The organism is Mesorhizobium sp. ISC25, from assembly GCF_042295465.1.
In the GTDB taxonomy this organism is placed as follows: domain Bacteria; phylum Pseudomonadota; class Alphaproteobacteria; order Rhizobiales; family Rhizobiaceae; genus Mesorhizobium.
The window spans coordinates 4,003,621-4,022,101 of record NZ_CP135441.1; the positions used below are offsets into that span (position 1 = coordinate 4,003,621).

Sequence of the window (18,481 nt, forward strand, 5' to 3'; positions counted from 1 at the left end):
CAGGCCCAAATCCGTAGCCGTCAAATCGAGCGTTCCTCCAGCAACCCGTGGGCGATGTAGAAATCCTGCAGCCCGGCCAGCGCCGGATGCGCCAGCGCCCGGCGAAGATAATCGCGGATACGCGGCAGATGCTTCAGATAATAAGGCTTGCCGTCACGTTTTTCGAGCCGCACGAAAATGCCGAGGATCTTGGAATTGCGCTGTGCGGCCATGATTGCATAGGTTTCGCGGAATTCGTTCTCGTCGAAGGCGCCGGCGGCGCGGCGCGCGGCGATGTAGGCGGCGAGCGTGTGCTTTTCGATTTCGGGTGAAATGGTGACGCGCGCGTCCATGGCGAGCGACGCGACGTCGTAGGCGGACGGTCCGATCAGCGCGTCCTGGACATCGACGACGCCGAGGCGATCGTGACCGGAACGGTCAGCGCGCCAGATCAGGTTGGGCGAATGGAAGTCGCGCAACATAAGCGTGTATTCGCGCCCTTCGAGCCGATCGAGCACCGCATTCCATTCGCTGCGGTAACCGGCGCGCAGCGCCTCGCTTGGCGGAGCGCCTGATATCGCCGGGACATACCAGTCGACCAGCAATTCGGCCTCGATCATCATGGCGTCGCGGTCGAAAGGCGGCACCTCGTGGAAGACGCCGGGGCCGGCCGGCATGCGGGCCGGCCATGTTTTGCCGTGCATCATGGCAAGCAGTTCGGCCGCCGCCGCATAACGCTCGGCCACCGGCAGGCCGCGCTTGTCCAGAAACCCTTGGGAACCGAGATGTTCCAGCAGGAGAAAACCCTGGTCGAGGTCCTGGTCATGGATTTCCGGGACGCTGACACCGCCGGCCCGCAAGGCCCGGTCGATGGCCACGAAAGCCGAAACGGATTGCGCGGTGTGGGCGATCTCGGCATAGGGTTTGCCGTCGCGGACTGGCGGTCCGAGCACCAGCCTTGGCGAGTTCATCAGCACGCGCGGCGGAAAGCCGGCAAGCGTGACGATCTCGTAGGAGCGAGCCGAGGCATCGCCGATGAAATATCGCCGCTGCGCCTCGCCCCAACCGGCCTGGCCGAGAAAATCGCGCATCGCCAGCGATCGCGCCGCGCGCTCGAAGGCGGCGCCCTCTCCCGACAGTCTCGCCAGTCGGCCGTCGCCCTGCTGGAGAAGTTCGACCAGCACCGAGGTTTTCGGCAAATATGCCTCTGCCCGCTCCGGCCATTCGACCAGTGCAGCCCCTTGCGTCAGCGCCTCGTCGAAGCCCATCTCGTCCAGCTCGGATGCCGTGCCCAGGCGGTAGAGATCGAAATGATGGACCGGCACACGCGCGTCGTAGCTCTGGACCAGGGTGAAGGTCGGGCTCGGCACGTCGAGGCCGGCATCGTCGGCCAATGCCCTGATCAGCGCCCGTGCCAAGGTCGATTTGCCGGCGCCGAGATCGCCCTTGAGAGCGAGCACGTCGCCGATGCGCAGCGACATGGCGAGATCCTCGCCGAGCCTTGCCGTCGCAGCCTCGTCGGCGAGAAGACGCTCCAGCACCAATACCGCCATCGAACGCGCTACTCGGCCGCCGCGCGGATGCCGGACGGCGTGTCGGGAAAGGCGCAAACAACCGTGGTGCCCTTATCCCTGCCGGTCTCGATGCGGACGCTGCCGCCATGCAGTTCGACAAAGCTCTTGACGATCGACAGGCCGAGCCCGGCGCCACGGCGGCGGCCGCCATTGGTGCGCGGCTCGAAGCGCCGGAACACGGAGTCAAGCAGGTCCGGCGGCATGCCGGGACCGTCATCGTGAACGGAAAATTCCACGCCGTTGGCAAGCTGGCGGCAGGCGAGCGTTATGGTGCTCGCCTCCGGCGCGTAATTGGCGGCATTGCTAAGCAGATTGTAGAGTATCTGACGGACGCGGATCTCGTCGCCATGGAAGGTTTTCGGCGCGGCAGCCGCGTCGATCCTAAGCTTGATCGCATGTTCCTCCAGCCGGTCGGCGACCAGTTCGGCGGCGGCCGTAATGGTTCGATCGATGTGAACTTCGGAAATGTCGAGTTCCATGATGCCGGCATCCACCGTCGCCAGATCGAGGATGTCGTTGACGATGGTGAGAAGGACCGAGGAGGACGAGCCGACATGCCCGATATATTCGCGTTGCTTCTGGTTCAGCGGACCAGTCGACGGCAGTGAAAGAAGCTCGGTAAAGCCGATGATGTTGGTTAGTGGCGAGCGCAGCTCATATGAGACGTGCTGCACGAATTCATTCTTGATCTGGTCGGACTTTTGCAGCGCCTCATTCTTGTCCTTCAGCGCCCGCTCGACATTGACGCTGTCGGTAACGTCGACGAAGGTCATCATCACCTGGCCGTTGGGCAAAGGGATGACGGCGTAGCGCAAAACAGTGCCGTTGTTCAATTCGGTTTGGCCGTGGCGGTCGCGGCGCTCGTCGTCGAAGCCGGTGATGGCGGCAACGAACCCGCCCCACGGACTGTCGACGGCACGGCGGTCGCAAAGGTCGCGGATCGTCGAGACATGGACGTTGGGTTTTGAGGCATCGGCATCCAGCCCCCAAAGTGCCGCGAAGGCCGGGTTGGACAATCTCAGCCTGCCGTCGGGACCGAACACAGCGACGCCTTCGGCAAGGTTGTCGAGCGTCTCACCCTGAACCCGGACGGCGGTCTGGTAGCGGCTTTCAAGGTCCATCTTCTCGGTCAAATTCTCGAACACCCAGGTCACGCCGCCCTTGGGCTGCGGGTTGGCGACGACGCGAATGGTCTTGCCGTCCGGCAGATGCCACCAATGCTCCTGCGATTCAACCGCGCGGTAAGCGCCGAGCAAGCTCTCTTTCCAGCGCCGCCATTCGGGCTGCTCGGCAATCTTGCCTTCGCTGCGCAGGCGATCGAGCAGCAAGGCGTTGTCCGGCGCGCTGTGCAGGAAGCCGCTGTCGAGGCCCCATAGTTTCTGGAACGCCTGATTGAAAAACCGCAATTTCTCGTCGGTATCGAAAATCGCCACAGCAGTGTTGAGCTGATCGAGCGTATCGGCGTGGCTCTGCACGGTCCGCTCATACTCGCCGCGAATGGCCTCGATGGCGCTGATGTCGCAGGCAAGACCAGCCGAACCATCCGCCCCGGCAAAGTCGGTCACGGCAAACATACGCCGGTCGCCTTCGATCACCGTGGAGAGCGCCTGTTCGAAGACGGGGTGCGACTTGTGCTGCGCAGCGATCGTGTCGCGCGCCTGGCCGCCGAGGAATTCCTTGCCGTCACGGACCGCCGCTTCGGCATTCTCGGCCTCGACCGCTTCGGCATAGGCCCGGTTGACCCATTTCAGCCGCCCGTCGACGGTGCGCAGCCATGATGGCATCTTGAGCGCATCCAGAAGGCCGATCAGCGTCTCATGGTCGGCGGCTAAGCGCTGGTTCTCGATCTTCAGCCTGGCTTGGCTTCGCTGTGTCTCCGACAGCGAGACGAAGCGAACCAATACATGCGCCGCACTCTTGCGGCCGTGAACCTCGAGCGGCTGGCCGGCCTGCGATTCGATGACCAGATCGAAGGCCTTTGCCTTGTCCCGCAGCGCTGCGACGGCATGTTCGAGTGCGGCCGCCGAACGCGGCATCAGCCAGCGTCCGAAAGCCAGGAAGGCCGCCCGGTCCTCCGGCGCGCCGCTCTCGATCGGCAATGTCCCGACAAGCTCTGGTTTCTTGTTCTCGGCCGCCCATACCACCACGCGCTGATCGCGGGAATGGAGCAGCGCCTCCGACCGCTGCAGCGCGGCATTGACGTCGGCGATGCGGGTCCTGAGCTCGGCATTTTCCGCCGAGGTGCGCGCCCTTTCGCGGATCAGAAAGATGGCCGACAGCAATGCCGCCCCCATGACGCCGACGAACATGGCGAGTTGCATGACCTCGACCGTGCTTACCGACAGCCCGGCCTTTTGCGCCACGCGGGTTTGGGCATGTGCAGTAAAGCCAAGCAGCGGACCAACCAGCGCGGAAGAAGCAAGCAGCACCCCGACACGGCTGCCGGCACGCCATAAAAGGCTGCCGCCTCTGGCAGCGGAGCCCGTGATCGAATCGTTATGGCCGCCGGAAACGGCCTGTCCCGCGCAAGGCGGGTTATCCCCCGGCATGTCTTGGTCCTCTTCGCCGCCTGAATGCAAGACCGCCCTGATGCGTGCGCCCGGGCCTCGTCCCCGGACCGCGAATCAGCACCATAGCGCTTGCGCGAATCGGCGTGAAGAATCAATCAGCGCAAAAATAAAGCCGGGCGAAAAGTCAATCGCCCGGCTCCAATATCTAGTAGCAAGTTTCGCCGTGGTTAATAGCGGTAGTGTTCCGGCTTGAACGGTCCCTGCGGAGTGACGCCGATATAGGCGGCCTGTTCGCCGGACAGTTCGGTCAGGCGGGCACCGAGCTTGTCGAGATGCAGGCGCGCGACCTTTTCGTCGAGATGCTTCGGCAGGACATAGACCTGGTTTTCGTACTGACCGGGCTTGGTGTACAGCTCGATCTGGGCCAACACCTGGTTGGTGAAGGACGCCGACATGACGAAGCTCGGGTGGCCGGTGGCGTTGCCGAGGTTGAGCAGACGGCCTTCCGACAAAAGGATCATCCGCTTGCCGTCCGGGAAGGTGATCATATCCACCTGCGGCTTGATGTTGGTCCATTTCAGGTTGCGCAGCGACGCCACCTGGATCTCGTTGTCGAAGTGACCGATGTTGCCGACGATCACCATGTCCTTCATCAGGCGCATGTGGTCGAGGGTAACGACGTCCTTGTTGCCGGTGGTGGTGATGACGATGTCGGCCGTCGGTGCCGCGTCTTCGAGCGTGACCACCTCGAAACCATCCATCGCCGCCTGCAGCGCGCAGATCGGATCGACCTCGGTGACCTTGACGCGGGCGCCGGCGCCCTTGAGCGAAGCCGACGAGCCCTTGCCGACGTCGCCATAGCCGCAGACGACCGCGACCTTGCCGGCCATCATCGTGTCGGTGCCGCGGCGAATGCCGTCGACAAGCGATTCCTTGCAGCCATATTTGTTGTCGAATTTCGACTTGGTGACGGAATCATTGACGTTGATCGCCGGGAACGGCAGCAGGCCTTTTTTCTGCAACTGATAGAGCCGGTTGACGCCGGTCGTCGTCTCTTCGGTGACGCCGCGGATCGCTTCCTTCTGCTTGGTGAAGAAGCCGGGCGATGCCTGCATGCGCTTCTTGATCTGGGCAAACAGGATTTCTTCCTCTTCGCTGCCCGGATTGGACAGCACATCCTCGCCGGCCTCGGCGCGGGCGCCGATCAGGATGTACATGGTGGCATCGCCACCGTCGTCGAGGATCATGTTGGAGGTGCCGCCATCGGCCCACTGGAAGATCTTGTCGGTGTAGACCCAATAATCCTCCAGCGTCTCGCCCTTGACGGCAAACACCGGAATTCCGGCCTCGGCAATGGCCGCGGCAGCGTGGTCCTGGGTCGAGAAGATGTTGCAGGAAGCCCAGCGGATATCGGCGCCGAGCGCCTTAAGCGTTTCGATCAGCACCGCCGTCTGGATGGTCATGTGCAGCGAGCCGGTGATGCGCGCGCCCTTGAGCGGCTTTTTGTCACCGAATTCCTCGCGGCAGGCCATCAGGCCCGGCATTTCGGTTTCGGCGATCTCGATCTCCTTGCGGCCCCAGCCGGCAAGCGCGATGTCTGCGACCACATAGTCCTTGCTACCCGTCATGGCAGTGCTCCGATGCGAATTGATTGCGGGACGCGCCCGCCCCGAAGGCGTGCCGGAGGGCGCGAGTTGCCGGCCTGACTAGCAGATCGAGAGTCGGACGACAATGGGATATAAAGAAATCTTTATCCGTGCATGTCTTAAGCGGCGACCAACACGTCAGCATTCCTCGCCAAAACGGGAAGCAACCAGTTGCTCCAGCGCATCGATGACCTCTTCGGCCTCCGGGCCGGTGGCGGTGACGCGGATCGAATAACCGGGGCTCGCCGCCAGCATCATCAGGCCCATGATCGAGGTGCCGCCGACCTTGACCCCGTCCTTCTCGACCTGGACCGTGGCGTTGAAGCCGCTGGCAATTTGAACGAACTTGGCAGAGGCGCGCGCGTGCAGGCCGCGCTGGTTGACGATCGGAAAGTCGCGAACGATCTTGTCCTTTTCCGGCAACAGCGCACTCATTTACTGCTCAGGAGCTGACTGGCGACGTTGATGTATTTGCGGCCGGCAGCCTGCGCCTCATCCAGCGCGGCCGTCATGTTGTCGCCTTTGCGAACGCTGGACAGCTTGATCAGCATCGGCAGGTTCATGCCGGCAATGACCTCGATACGGCCGGATTCCATCACTGAAATGGCGAGGTTGGAGGGCGTGCCGCCGAACATGTCGGTCAAAACGATGACGCCTGATCCCGTATCGACGCGGCCGACTGCGTCGATAATGTCGCGGCGGCGCTGTTCCATATCGTCGTCGGCACCGATCGCCACGGTCTCGAAATTGTCTTGTGGCCCAACGACATGTTCCACCGCATTGCGGAACTCGGCGGCCAGTTGACCGTGCGTTACAAGCACGAGTCCGATCATTCTTTGGTGGCTCCCGTCATGGCCGCTTCACAGGCGCATTTTATGCTCGCCGACCGTTCCAGGTGGCGGGAGCGCTATCTTGTCGACGCAAGGCCCGTTGACAAGCCCAAAATTGCGCCGGCCCAGGCCAATTTGACGCATTGCAGCAAAAAATCGAAATCGGATCACAGGAAAGGCGCAATCGACAGGCGCGACATCACTGCCGGCAAGGCCGCCGCGACATTGCGCCCGGCAAGATCGATGCGCGGCACTGGTACGCCGAAAACGGGTTCGCTGCAGTCTTCCTGGAAGCGGGCCATTTTGCCGGCTGGCACCAGCCGGATAACGAGGTCGATCACGCAGCTTGGCTCGAACTGTATCGGCTTGGGGCCGAATCCCGGCACCTCGACGAGGCCGGCTATGCTGGCTGGTGCGCGGCAGACCAGCCGCCCCTCGCAATCGGCGGCATAGAGCTGGTCATCGCCGATCAGCCGGGAAAACAGCCCGCGCTGGCTGCAATGATCGATCAAGGCGAGCGCCAGCGTCGTCTTGCCCAAGCCGGACGGTCCGGTGATGAGAATGCCGCGATCACCTATCAGGATCGCGGTGCCGTGAATATTTTCAGGCTGCACAATAGGACCAGGCGTGATTGGAATTCATCCGTCAGCCTTCGGCCGGCAGCGTCACCACGAAGCGCGCGCCCTTGATCTCGCCGGGCTTGGTGCCCGGAATGTTCTCGGCGCTCAGCGTGCCGCCATGGGCTTCGACGATCTGCCTGGATATCGACAGGCCAAGGCCCGAGTTCTGACCGAACGCCTCGCCGGCCGGCCGATCGGTATAGAACCGCTCGAAAATGCGATCGATGTTATCGGCCCGGATGCCGGGCCCATTGTCGTCGACGGTGACGATGTTGAACTTGCCGGCGCGCGCCAGCGATATGGTGATGTGGCCACGTTCTTCGGGGACGAAAGAGCGGGCATTCTCGATCAGGTTGGTGATCACCTGGCCGATCCTCAGATCATGGCCGACGACGAAGTAGCCTTTCACGCCCTGCGGCAGTTTGGCGACCTTGAATTCGATCTCGACCGCCTTCTTGTTGCGCGTGGCCTCGCGCGAGACGGCGACCAGATCGGTGATGAACTTCTTCAGATCGACGGTTCCCGCGTCTTCCCGCGCCAGTTCGGCATCGAGACGGGAGGCATCGGAAATATCGGTGATCAAGCGGTCAAGCCGCCTCACATCGTGCTGGATGATATCCATCAGCCGGCTACGCGAATTGTCGTTCCTGGCCAGCGGCAATGTTTCCACCGCGCTGCGCAGCGAGGTGAGCGGGTTCTTCAACTCGTGCGAGACATCCGCGGCAAAACTTTCGATCGCCTCGATGCGGGCGTAGAGTGCATTGGTCATGTCGCGCACGGCGATCGACAGATTGCCGATCTCGTCCTGGCGGTCGGAGAAGTCGGGGATTTCCTCACGGTTCTTGACGCCGCGGCGAACCCTGACCGCCGCCGCCGAAAGCCGGCGCAGCGGGTTGGCGATGGTGGAGGCCAGCAGCATCGACAGGATGGCGGTAACCAGGGCGGCAATGCCGAACACGCGCAGGATCGCCTTGCGCTCGGCCGCGACGATCTTGTCGATGTCGCCGCCTTCGGTCGACAGCATCAGCACGCCGAGAACGGCACGGAAGCGCTGGATCGGCACCGCCACTGAAACGATCTGCTCGCCCTGCTCCGAGATCCGCACGATCGTCGACGGACTGCCGGTAAGCGCCTTGACCACTTCCGGAAACGCGGCACCGTTGCCACCCGGCTGCTCGCGATAGACCGGCAGCTGCTTGTTGCGGAAGAAATCAAAGACGAATTTCTGGATGCGCTCCAGAAGGTCCGGCTGCTCCTCTTCGACCGGCGGCAGGTCGTAGCGAAGGATCTGGCCGCGCGAATAGAGATGGCGGGAATCGAGCAGCAGGTTGGCGTCGCGGTCGTAAATGCGGGCGCGTGTGCGCGTCGGCGAGATCAATCGCCTGAGCACCGGCGCCACGCGCTCCGGATTGATCGGGAAATCGAGGTTGTCGAGCTGGTCGGAGCCGGGGCCGAGGCTTTCGCCGGCCTGCAACTCGAGCAGCTTCTCCGGATCGATGCTGATCGAATCGGTCTCGACCGTCGCCGAGGCGGCGATCGCGCCGGCGATGATCTCGCCTTGAGTCATCAGGCTCTCGACACGGGCGTCGATCAGCCCGTCGCGAAAGGTGTTGAGATAGAGAATGCCGGTGACCAGGACCGCAAGGCCGGCAAGGTTGAGAAAGAGGATGCGCCGCGTCAAGCTGGAAAAGATGTGATGGCCGAGAAACCGGCGCATCGGCACCGTAATTTTCGACACGAAGGCGGGCAGAATCCGCGGCGGGCGCCTGGCGGCGCCCGACCGTCTCACTCGCTCAACTTGCACTGCCATCGAATAGCAGCCCCCGCTCAGTCTTTAGTTTGATGCATGCCGTTGCCCCAAAACCGGGACCACTTTTGGGCGACATGCATTAGCGTTTTGATGCATGTCGTTGTCCCAAAAACCGGGACCACTTTTGGGCGACATGCATTAACTCATGCTTCGCGGAACCGATACCCGACTCCGTAAAGGGTTTCGATCATTTCGAAGTCATCATCGACGGCCTTGAACTTTTTGCGCAGCCGCTTGATGTGACTGTCGATGGTGCGATCATCGACATACACCTGCTCATCATAAGCCGAATCCATCAGCGCATCACGGCTTTTTACGACGCCCGGACGTTGGGCCAGCGAATGCAGGATGAGGAACTCGGTGACGGTAAGCGTCACCGGCTCGCCCTTCCAGGTGCAGGTGTGGCGCTCCTGGTCCATGACAAGCTGGCCGCGCTCAAGCGACCGAGCCTGCTGGTTGGGCGCCTTGGCCGCCGCCTCGCGGGTGCTGGCGCGGCGCAGCACGGCGCGGACGCGTTCGACCAGAAGACGCTGCGAGAAGGGTTTGCGGATGAAGTCGTCGGCGCCCATCTTGAGGCCGAACAGTTCATCGATCTCATCGTCCTTGGAGGTCAGGAAGATTACCGGCAGGTCGGATTTCTGACGCATCCGGCGCAGCAGCTCCATGCCGTCCATGCGCGGCATCTTGATGTCGAGGATGGCGAGGTTCGGCGGGCGCGCCGCCAGTCCCTCCAGCGCCGACGCCCCATCCGTGTAGGTTTCGACCCGATAACCCTCGGATTCGAGGGCGATCGAAACCGAAGTCAGAATGTTGCGATCGTCGTCGACAAGCGCGATTGTTGCCATTTCAAGCGGCTCCCTCATGAGCTGTCCCTTCTTTCGTCGAGAAGGGGCTTTTGCAGGACAAATTAGGTACAAAATGTGGCATAGGTTCTATCCGCTGTCACGCGCGGCATGCCGGCGGCCACAATTGTACCTCGATATGGATTGGACGAATGAACATCGCCAATCCTTTGGGCAACCATCGGTGTTTTTGCACATATAAACGATTTAAACAACTTTCAAAATATTTAAATCGATTAATGATTTGATATCATTCGCCTTTTCTGGTTTTGACGTTTTTAGCTCCTGCAATGGGGGTTCCGGAATTCGCCGGTAAAGACGCGGTAAATCGAAGAGGGGACACCCATGTCGGAAGCCGGCAAACGCAATCCTGCATGTGCAATCGATCGGATCGGCCTGAGAACCACCGGCGTGGCGCGCTATAATTTCGGCGCGGCCGCGCTCTACGAAGAGGCAATCCGCCGTGGCGAGGCCCGACTCACCGCGCATGGCGCGCTTGCCGCCGAGACCGGGCAGCACACCGGCCGCTCGCCCAGGGACAAATTCGTGGTGCACGACGAAAGCACGGCGCCGCATGTATGGTGGGACAACAACAAGGCGATTTCGCCAGGACAGTTCGATACGCTGCTTGCCGATTTTCGCGCCCATGCGGCTGAAAAGGACCTTTATGTGCAGGACCTGATCGGCGGTGCCGACGAGGAGCTGAAGCTGCCAACCAGGGTGATCACGGAGCTTGCCTGGCACTCCTTGTTCATCCGCAATCTGCTCATTCGACCGGCAGCCGCCGAACTCGAGCATTTCATGCCCGATTTGACGATCATCGACCTGCCGTCGTTCCGCGCCGATCCCGCCCGCCACGGCACGCGCGGCGAAACGGTGATTGCCGTCGATCTTTCGCGCATGATCGTGTTGATTGGCGGTACCTCCTATGCCGGCGAGATGAAGAAGTCGGTGTTCACCGTGCTCAACTATCTGCTGCCGACAAAAGGCGTGATGCCGATGCATTGCTCGGCCAATGAAGGGCCGGCCGGCGACGCGGCCGTTTTCTTCGGCCTTTCCGGGACCGGCAAGACGACGTTGTCGGCCGATCCGTCGCGCACGCTGGTCGGCGATGACGAGCATGGCTGGGGACCGCACGGCATCTTCAATTTCGAAGGCGGCTGCTATGCCAAGACGATCAAGCTTTCGGCCGAAGCCGAGCCGGAGATCTTCGCCACCACCCAGCGCTTCGGCACGGTGCTGGAGAATGTGGCGCTCGACGCCGGTCGCGTGCCGGATTTCGACGACGGCGGGCTGACCGAAAACACGCGCTGCGCCTACCCGCTCCACTTCATCCCCAACGCCAGCAAGACGGGGCGCGCCAGCCACCCGAAAAACATCATCATGCTGACCGCCGATGCATTCGGTGTGATGCCGCCGATCGCGCGGCTGACCCCGGCGCAGGCTATGTACCATTTCCTCTCCGGCTATACCGCCAAGGTGGCGGGGACCGAGAAGGGCGTTACCGAACCCGAAGCGACATTTTCGACATGCTTCGGCGCACCGTTCATGCCGCGGCATCCATCGGAATACGGCAATCTGCTGCGCGAGCTCATCGCACACCACGGTGTCGATTGCTGGCTGGTCAATACCGGCTGGACCGGCGGCGCCTACGGCACCGGCAAGCGGATGCCGATCAAGGCAACGCGGGCGCTGCTTGCGGCAGCGCTCGACGGCTCGCTGAAAGCGGCCGACTTCCGGACCGACGCCAATTTCGGTTTCGACGTACCGGTGACGGTTGCCGGCGTCGACCGCGCCATTCTCGACCCGAGATCGACCTGGATCGACAAGCCCGCCTATGACCGGCAGGCGGCAAGGCTGGTCGGCATGTTCGTCGACAATTTCGAAAAGTTCGAGGCCCATGTCGACGCCACCGTGCTCGGCGCTGCACCACGCATGCAGGTAGCGGCTGAATAGCCGTCGCCCCTGGTGATGCTTCAAGGCCCGGCTTCGATCGGGCCTTTTCTTTTTTCGCCTGCCGCGCCATGACTGCGGCATGAACGCCGACGACAAGATCATCATCACCGACGATGCGGTGATTAATCCGGGCGACCTGCACGAGGACTTCATCCGTTCGTCGGGCCCGGGCGGCCAGAACGTCAACAAGGTGGCGACGGCGGTGCAATTGCGATTCGATGCCGCCAATGCTCCAGGCCTGTCGGAGCGTGTGCGCGAACGGACCATCAAGCTCGCCGGCCAGCGCGCCACCAAGGACGGCGTCATCGTCATCGAAGCCGGACGCTTCCGCACCCAGGAGCAGAACCGGGCGGACGCCCGGGCGCGGCTGACGGCACTGGTCGCCAAGGCCGCCGAACCACCACCACCGCCGCGCAAGAAGACAAGGCCGTCCAAGGGCGCGGTCGAAAGACGGCTGAAGACCAAGGCCGGGCGCGGTTCGATCAAGAAACTGCGCGGCCGGGTCGGGGATGACTGACAGCCGAAGCGGCTTCGGATTCCAGATCGCCGGTTAAAGCGCGCAGCCACCGTCGGAGGCGGCTTTCGGGGTCACCGTTTTCGTTTGACGGTGGCATTCTGATTTCTCCAGACCAACGGATCAAGCGACGCGATGCTCGTACTGCCCAAAGGCGTCCGCCATATGCCCGGCTACCTGTCGCGCGCCATGCAGGAAGTGCTGGTGGAAGACATCAGGCAGGTCGTGCAGGAGGCCCCACTGTTCGTGCCGGCGATGCCGCGCACCGGCAAGGAGATGAGCGTGCGCATGACCAATTGCGGCCCGCTTGGCTGGGTCACAGACAAGGAGCAGGGCTATCGCTACCAGCCGACTCACCCCGTGACCGGAAGGCCGTGGCCGCCGATCCCGGAGATGCTGCTCGAACTGTGGCGGGACGTAGCTGCCTATGCGCACCCGCCAGAGGCGTGCCTGGTCAATTTCTATTCGCAGGATGCCAAGATGGGTCTTCACCAGGACCGCGACGAGAGCGATTTCTCCGCGCCTGTCGTGTCGGTGTCGCTCGGTGACGACTGCCTGTTCCGGGTCGGCCAGACGACGCGCGACGGCGCCACCAAATCGTTCAGATTGAAGAGCGGCGACGTCGTCGTGCTTGGCGGCGAAGGGCGGCTCTGCTTTCACGGCGTCGACCGTATCTACCCGTCGACGTCGGCATTGCTCAGGAGTGGCGGCCGCATCAATCTGACGCTGCGACGGGTGACGATGCCGAAATAGGCTGTTCGGGTGGCCGGTGGCCCGGGCGGACATAATCGTCGCGCAGATAGATGCGCTCGGTCTCGTCCTCGACGAGAATGCGGTAGTGCGCCAGGACGGCGTCAAAGCCAAAACGCCCCATCAGTTGGCTTGTCCACATTGTGTTGTTTTTCTTGAAAACGACGATATCCGGGCGCAGACGCGCGAACTCTTCGCGTTTGCTTTCGACGTAGCGCGCCATGATGGCTTGGTAACGCATGGCTTCGGCGGTGTCACCCGAGAGAGCTGCCTGCCGGGACAGGGAAAGTGCGAACGCTCCAAGCCAATCGCTGACGTGGGTCGAAACGAAATGCCCATCGATCATACGGTTCAAGGGATGTCCCGAGGAAATGTCCGAACTGACCAACGCCACGGTCGGCCGATCGGTGGCGGCGCGAATGGCGGCAACCAGCGCCGGCCCTGGTTTCTGGGTGCTCCAGTACGGCAAGAAAGCGATTGCCACCGCCGCCAGGGCCCAAGCTCGCAAAGGAGCCGTCACGAACGCCAACAGCTTCGACGGCTGCTGCACGATCCTGGGCACCGCCAGCAGGCAGAAAATAGCTGCCACAGCGCAAAAGATCGCGGGATAGGCGTGATAAGACCAGCCTTTCGCTTGGTAGAACAGGGGAAACATGCCGGCGATCGATGCCGCCAACGCTACCGCCGCCAGCTCTGGAAACCGCATGGCAGGCCACAGCCGCCAGATCAGGAAGACAAGGAAACACCACGAGAAACCGTAGCCGATCACAATCGGCCAAAAGATGCCGATCTTTCCATAAACATCGGCCAAGAGGGGATAGATATCGCGCATGAATTCCGGATGGATCAGCGTGACCGTGCTGAGATAGACAACGCAGATGCCGCCAATGACCCAGTGTTCCAGGGCGAAGATCGATTTCAGACTGCGCCGGCGCACTGCAACGACCAGCGCCGGCGCCAACACCATGATCGCATAGTAGGGCTTGACCAGCAGCAGAATGCTGCCCGACAGGCCGGCGAGTAAGGCAAGCCGCGGGCCTGGTTGGGCAGCTGCATCTCTGCGCGCGCGCCAGGCATGAAGCGCCAGCAGCGGGATGAAAAGCGCCATGCCGATATGCTCCCGCTCGCTGAAGGCGTTGCCGGGGAAGATCACCAACATTGCGCAAAACGCCGGCCCCAGTGCAAACAATGATGCAGTTTCGGTGAAACCCGCACGCTTGACGATCACGCCCGAGAGCGAAAGTCCGATAAGCACGGCAAGGTATGTCCAGGCCTCAACCAGGATTTCCGGCGCGGCGCCCAGCAATCTGGCCGCAGCCACTGGCGGCAGATAGAGCCAGACGCTGAATGGGGGATTGGTCTCGTAGATTTGCGAGTAAAGCCGCTCACCGGACAGCATCCGCTCGCAGACCGTGATCAGCCAGCTAGTATCGGAAACAGTCCCCCAACGCCGCTGCCAGACGATCGAGAAGACGGTGACGGCGGCAATGGCTAGGACATTGCGGCTAGGAAGCAGCGACGCTGCGATATCCCGGCCGCGCCAGCGGCTCAAGCCGCCAATGTCGTTCGAGACGCTCATGATGTTGCACCGACGCTCTCGAGATCGAGCCATATGTCGTCGAGCGGAGCGATTGGATCCAGCCCTGCCATGGTTTCCGAAAGCCTCTGCTCAATCGGTCTGGAGCGGCGCGGGCGCCGCGTAACGAAGATAGACAGTAATTTCCGGCTCGGCGTGCAGCAGACGATAGCCGGCCAAGGCGGCCTGGATCCGCTTGTCCTGCAGCATCAGGGCAGTCCACGCGGGCGAGCCTGACAGCACGATATCGGGCTTCTTCGCTGATACCTCGGCGGCGTATTCGCCGATCACCCGATCGCGGATGCTTTCAAGTTCCCGTCTCCGTTCGAGATCGCTGGTGACGCGGGCGAGCGTGTCCGCGTTGGAGACCGTCCAGGCGCTCGGATGGCGTGATATGAACCTGCCGCCGACCAGCCTGGCGAGGGGATGGGCAACCTGCATCTGGTCGGCAATCGACATGATGGTCGGGGTTTCGACCGTCGAGCGGATCGCGGCGACAGACCGGGCGATCGGGCCGTCGTCCGTCGTCAGCGCCGCGTACTGTGCCCTGACCGCTATTTGCAGCACCAGCACGCAACCGAAGATCAGGGCGGCCTTACGAACGAAGCCTGCACTGCGGAATGTGCCGAACCGCACAAGCTGGATGCCAAATGCAAGTGCTGCAACAACGACCATCGGCAACGCGTGATTGGGCCAACCCTTGCCCATGATGATGAAGGCCGGAATGAACCCCAGTGCGGTCAGAAGCGGAATCCTGACGTCCCAGCTCGTCTGTCTCAGGCCGCCGGCCACAAGCACGGTGGCGGCGGCCAGAAGCAGCACCACTTTTGGCCAGTTTGCCAGCATATCGGCGGAAGAGGCCCTCAACGGAAGATAGACCTCCCTGACCAAGGGCAGGACGTCGTAGACGTAAGCGCGGTCGAAGAGCGCGATGGACGCGACATAGGCGGCCACGATCGCAGCGCCAAGCACGTTCTCCACGACGAAGAGCGGTTTCAGCGACCGCCTTTCAACCGCAAGACAGAGTGACGGCAACATGAAGGCCAGCGCAAAATGGGGCGGCTTGACGATGACCACGACCGCCGCGCCGAAGCCCGCGACCATGTGCTCCAGGCGCGAGCCCGCGCTGAAATCCGGGGTCCGCTGACGTGTGCATTGCAACGCCAGCCAAGGCAAAATGGCAATCAATGCGAAGTGCTCGCGTTGGCCGAATTGATCCGGCATGAAACAGAGGATCAAAAACAGGGCCGCCGCTGCCGCCCACAGCGCATGGGGCTGCCGGTAGACCGGTTCATCGCGCGCGAGAATGCGGACGAAAACGAAAAGACTGGCCAGGCTCAGGCAAACGACGCCAAGCGTCAGCCAGAATTCCGCACGTATGCCAGTGAGCTTTTCCAGCAGCATGAACGGCATGTAGAGCCAGATCGAGAAAGGTGGGTTGGTCTCCACGATGTCCGTGTTGAGCCGCTCCCCGCCAAGCAGGCGGTCGCAGACGACCAGAAGCCACGACACGTCGACATTGGCCGGAATTGCAACGGTCGATAGCCAGACGGCGTATGTGACGACCAGGCTGGCCAGCAGCAACGGAGCACCCGCTACGCCCGCAAACGGCGCGAAGCGGTTGGCGCCGGCCAGCAGTTCACTGAGCGATCGCGCGCTAGAAACCACGAAACACCCAGCGCCCGAGGACGACATAGTTGATGACCGGCACGGCAATGCAGGTAAGCAGGATCGGGACTGCGGCAGGGACGCCGAGCATCTGGGTCAAAAGCCCCGGCAGGGCGATCGCGACAGCGAGGCCGGAAGCGGTGAGCAGGAGAAAGCGGGGCAGTTCCATCGCGTGGCTGCCGCCCGAGGTGAAGGTGAAATATTTATGTCCGGTGTAGGAGAACAGCGCGGCAACGGCGTAGGCCGCAAACGATGTGAGCGCCGCCGGCAGGGCCGCCGTTGCCTGCCCACGCGACAGTAGGAAAGCACAAACGGCATAGATCAGCGTCGACGCAATGCCAATTAGCGCAAAGCGCGATAGTCGACGATACGAGCCGGTGCCCATTACGCGGTCAAGCTGCCAATTTCTCGTCGAGGCGACCGGTTTCGACGCGTCGTCCTTGCGGAATACCGCCAGCAGCGAAACACCGAAGGGCAGGCTTGCATTTGGTATGATGCGGCCTTCCGCCGAAAACACTGCCTTCATCGCCGCATTCAGTGGTTTCGGCGGCGTGGCATGGCCGGCTGGCAAGGCCGACTTGCGCAACCTGTCCACCAGCCGTGCCAGCGCCGCTACAGGAAAGAGTGCGGCATTTGTGTAGCTCAGCCGGTCGATCGTGAAACCAGCCCTTTCAATTCGTTCACGCAGCAGATTGCGTGAATAGCGCCGCATATGATGCAGCCCCACATCATGCGTGCTCCACAACCATTGGTGTGCGGGCACCGTAAGGATGACGCTGCCGGCTGGTTTCAGCATCTGGCGGATCGCCGCAAGCGACGCCTCGTCTTCGGCGACATGTTCCAGCACGTCGAACAGGCAAACCAGGTCGCAGCTTTGCGGCGCGACAGGAATGTTGTCCGGCAGATGTCCGGCAAGGAAGTCGCGGCCGGTCTTTTCCCAGGCAATCCTGCGCGCGAGATCGCTCATCTCGACTGCCGTCACGGCGCCGAACTGCTCCAGCATCCTGATGTTGCCGCCGGTGCCGGCGCCGATCTCGACGATGCGCGCCTTTTCGGGCAGGTCGATGCTGCGAATGACCGCCTCTGCGATGGCGCGACGCCCGCAGAACCACCAATGCTCGTCTTCGGTGGCGGCCATCTGTCGGTAGGCGTCGAGCTCCATCAGCTCATTCCCTCATATTTGCGGCGCACAATGTAGATCGGACGCTGCTTGATCTCCGCGTAGACCCTGCCGAGGTACTGTCCGATGATGCCGATGCCGAGTAACTGGATGCCGCCAAGGAAAAGAACACTGACCAGCAGCGAGGCGTAGCCGGGAACATCAACGCCAAAGATCATTGTCTTGGCGACGATCAGCAGGCCGTAGAGGAACGACAGTGCGGAAATCGTTGCGCCGACATAGGTCCAGATTTCAAGCGGAGCGGTGGAGAAGCTGGTAATGCCTTCGAGCGCGAAGTTCCACAGCTTCCAGCCGGAGAATTTCGACTGGCCGGCGATGCGCTGATCGCGGACATATTCGACGCTTGCGGTGCGGAACCCGACCCAGGCGAACAGGCCCTTCATGAAACGACGGCGTTCGGGCAAAGACCGCAGCGCCTGGATGACCTGACGGTCGATCAAACGGAAGTCGCCGACATCGTGCGGGATCTTCTGCTGCGCGATCCAGTTGTGAACGCGGTAGAACATCGAGGCGGAGCGCTGCTTGAGAAAACTGTCGCTCGACCGGTTGGCTCGCTTGGCCAGAACGACCTCGAAACCCTCGCGCCACTTTTCCACAAGCAGCGGAATGACATGCGGCGGATCCTGCATATCGACATCCATCGGAATCGCTGCATCGGCATCGCAGCTGTCGAGACCCGCGGTCATCGCCGCTTCCTTGCCGAAATTGCGCGAAAGGTCGATTACGTGGATGCGTGGATCGGTTTGTTGAGCTTCGATCAGCTTTTCGAGCGTCGTATCGCTGCTGCCGTCGTTGACGAAGATGAACTCGAGGGCAACGCCTTTGTCCTTCAGCGGAGCAGTGCTTTCACACACGGCCTTCAGGAAGGGGGCAATCGCGCCTTCCTCATTGTGGACCGGCACGATCAGGGCAATCGTTGCGGCGCCGCTGCCCGGACGTGCGGCGCGGCCAGCTGCCGGCCGATCAATATTTAGGAATGGCGCATTCATTGTTTGCCGAGCCCGCAGATCAAGCCCGACAATAGGA

15 protein-coding genes are annotated in these 18,481 nt (G+C 62.1%); 3 read left to right on the forward strand and 12 right to left on the reverse strand.

The annotated features are described in order from the left end of the window. Positions 1-20: 20 nt before the first annotated feature. The 8 genes from tsaE to RQ479_RS19780 form a co-directional block, all read right to left on the reverse strand. Positions 21-1,532: a tRNA (adenosine(37)-N6)-threonylcarbamoyltransferase complex ATPase subunit type 1 TsaE gene (gene tsaE / locus RQ479_RS19745; protein WP_376702306.1), complete on the reverse strand. Its 1,512-nt coding sequence runs from the start codon at positions 1,530-1,532 to the stop codon at positions 21-23. A gap of 8 nt (positions 1,533-1,540) precedes the next feature. Then, positions 1,541-4,102 carry an ATP-binding protein gene (locus RQ479_RS19750; RefSeq protein ID WP_376702307.1) on the reverse strand — a complete coding sequence of 854 codons (2,562 nt, stop codon included), beginning with the start codon at positions 4,100-4,102 and terminating at the stop codon, positions 1,541-1,543. 188 nt (positions 4,103-4,290) lie between these two features. Further along, positions 4,291-5,691 (reverse strand): adenosylhomocysteinase, encoded by a 1,401-nt coding sequence (gene ahcY, locus RQ479_RS19755; protein ID WP_023677552.1) that lies wholly within the window; start codon positions 5,689-5,691, stop codon positions 4,291-4,293. Positions 5,692-5,847: 156 nt separating this feature from the next. After that, positions 5,848-6,144, reverse strand: a complete 297-nt coding sequence (locus tag RQ479_RS19760; protein ID WP_023677551.1) for an HPr family phosphocarrier protein — start codon at positions 6,142-6,144, stop codon at positions 5,848-5,850. Next, on the reverse strand, positions 6,141-6,542 hold the full coding sequence (locus RQ479_RS19765; protein ID WP_254815942.1) for a PTS sugar transporter subunit IIA: 402 nt from the start codon (positions 6,540-6,542) through the stop codon (positions 6,141-6,143). Before RQ479_RS19765 ends, RQ479_RS19760 begins: the two co-directional genes overlap by 4 nt. A 164-nt stretch (positions 6,543-6,706) precedes the next feature. Next, positions 6,707-7,153 (reverse strand): HPr kinase/phosphorylase, encoded by a 447-nt coding sequence (locus RQ479_RS19770; protein ID WP_376702308.1) that lies wholly within the window; start codon positions 7,151-7,153, stop codon positions 6,707-6,709. A 31-nt stretch (positions 7,154-7,184) separates the two neighbouring features. Beyond that, entirely contained in the window at positions 7,185-8,969 is a 1,785-nt protein-coding gene (locus tag RQ479_RS19775; RefSeq protein ID WP_352464664.1) for a sensor histidine kinase, read from the reverse strand. Between the two features lie 143 nt (positions 8,970-9,112). Further along, positions 9,113-9,814 carry a response regulator transcription factor gene (locus tag RQ479_RS19780; protein WP_023677547.1) on the reverse strand — a complete coding sequence of 234 codons (702 nt, stop codon included), beginning with the start codon at positions 9,812-9,814 and terminating at the stop codon, positions 9,113-9,115. 342 nt (positions 9,815-10,156) lie between these two features. On the opposite strand from RQ479_RS19780, the gene RQ479_RS19785 reads away from it, so the two are divergent. The 3 genes from RQ479_RS19785 (at position 10,157) to RQ479_RS19795 (ending at position 13,034) form a co-directional block, all read left to right on the forward strand. After that, complete coding sequence (locus RQ479_RS19785) at positions 10,157-11,767, forward strand: phosphoenolpyruvate carboxykinase (protein WP_376702309.1); 1,611 nt, start codon at positions 10,157-10,159, stop codon at positions 11,765-11,767. Between the two features lie 79 nt (positions 11,768-11,846). After that, complete coding sequence (arfB, locus tag RQ479_RS19790) at positions 11,847-12,284, forward strand: alternative ribosome rescue aminoacyl-tRNA hydrolase ArfB (protein WP_352464667.1); 438 nt, start codon at positions 11,847-11,849, stop codon at positions 12,282-12,284. Positions 12,285-12,416: 132 nt separating this feature from the next. Then, positions 12,417-13,034, forward strand: coding sequence for an alpha-ketoglutarate-dependent dioxygenase AlkB (locus RQ479_RS19795; RefSeq protein WP_376702310.1), 618 nt, complete (start codon positions 12,417-12,419; stop codon positions 13,032-13,034). Here RQ479_RS19795 and RQ479_RS19800 read toward each other — a convergent pair. The 4 genes from RQ479_RS19800 to RQ479_RS19815 form a co-directional block, all read right to left on the reverse strand. Further along, positions 12,997-14,337 (reverse strand): hypothetical protein, encoded by a 1,341-nt coding sequence (locus tag RQ479_RS19800; RefSeq protein WP_376702311.1) that lies wholly within the window; start codon positions 14,335-14,337, stop codon positions 12,997-12,999. The two genes, RQ479_RS19795 and RQ479_RS19800, sit on opposite strands and share 38 nt — an antisense overlap. A 363-nt stretch (positions 14,338-14,700) precedes the next feature. After that, positions 14,701-16,275 carry a hypothetical protein gene (locus tag RQ479_RS19805; protein ID WP_376702312.1) on the reverse strand — a complete coding sequence of 525 codons (1,575 nt, stop codon included), beginning with the start codon at positions 16,273-16,275 and terminating at the stop codon, positions 14,701-14,703. Further along, positions 16,265-17,437: a GtrA family protein gene (locus tag RQ479_RS19810; RefSeq protein ID WP_376702313.1), complete on the reverse strand. Its 1,173-nt coding sequence runs from the start codon at positions 17,435-17,437 to the stop codon at positions 16,265-16,267. The genes RQ479_RS19805 and RQ479_RS19810 overlap by 11 nt, the downstream gene beginning before the upstream one ends. Beyond that, entirely contained in the window at positions 17,437-18,444 is a 1,008-nt protein-coding gene (locus RQ479_RS19815) for a glycosyltransferase family 2 protein (RefSeq protein WP_352464679.1), read from the reverse strand. Before RQ479_RS19815 ends, RQ479_RS19810 begins: the two co-directional genes overlap by 1 nt. Positions 18,445-18,481 lie beyond the last annotated feature (37 nt).

Coding starts and splice junctions, on each gene's coding strand:
- RQ479_RS19760 (WP_023677551.1), bottom strand. CDS start 6,144: ATGAGTGCGCTGTTGCCGGAAAAGGACAAGATCGTTCGCGACTTTCCG.
- RQ479_RS19810 (WP_376702313.1), bottom strand. CDS start 17,437: ATGGAGCTCGACGCCTACCGACAGATGGCCGCCACCGAAGACGAGCAT.
- RQ479_RS19795 (WP_376702310.1), top strand. CDS start 12,417: ATGCTCGTACTGCCCAAAGGCGTCCGCCATATGCCCGGCTACCTGTCG.
- RQ479_RS19775 (WP_352464664.1), bottom strand. CDS start 8,969: ATGGCAGTGCAAGTTGAGCGAGTGAGACGGTCGGGCGCCGCCAGGCGC.
- ahcY (WP_023677552.1), bottom strand. CDS start 5,691: ATGACGGGTAGCAAGGACTATGTGGTCGCAGACATCGCGCTTGCCGGC.
- RQ479_RS19785 (WP_376702309.1), top strand. CDS start 10,157: ATGTCGGAAGCCGGCAAACGCAATCCTGCATGTGCAATCGATCGGATC.
- RQ479_RS19750 (WP_376702307.1), bottom strand. CDS start 4,102: ATGCCGGGGGATAACCCGCCTTGCGCGGGACAGGCCGTTTCCGGCGGC.
- tsaE (WP_376702306.1), bottom strand. CDS start 1,532: ATGGCGGTATTGGTGCTGGAGCGTCTTCTCGCCGACGAGGCTGCGACG.
- RQ479_RS19765 (WP_254815942.1), bottom strand. CDS start 6,542: ATGATCGGACTCGTGCTTGTAACGCACGGTCAACTGGCCGCCGAGTTC.
- arfB (WP_352464667.1), top strand. CDS start 11,847: ATGAACGCCGACGACAAGATCATCATCACCGACGATGCGGTGATTAAT.
- RQ479_RS19780 (WP_023677547.1), bottom strand. CDS start 9,814: ATGGCAACAATCGCGCTTGTCGACGACGATCGCAACATTCTGACTTCG.
- RQ479_RS19815 (WP_352464679.1), bottom strand. CDS start 18,444: ATGAATGCGCCATTCCTAAATATTGATCGGCCGGCAGCTGGCCGCGCC.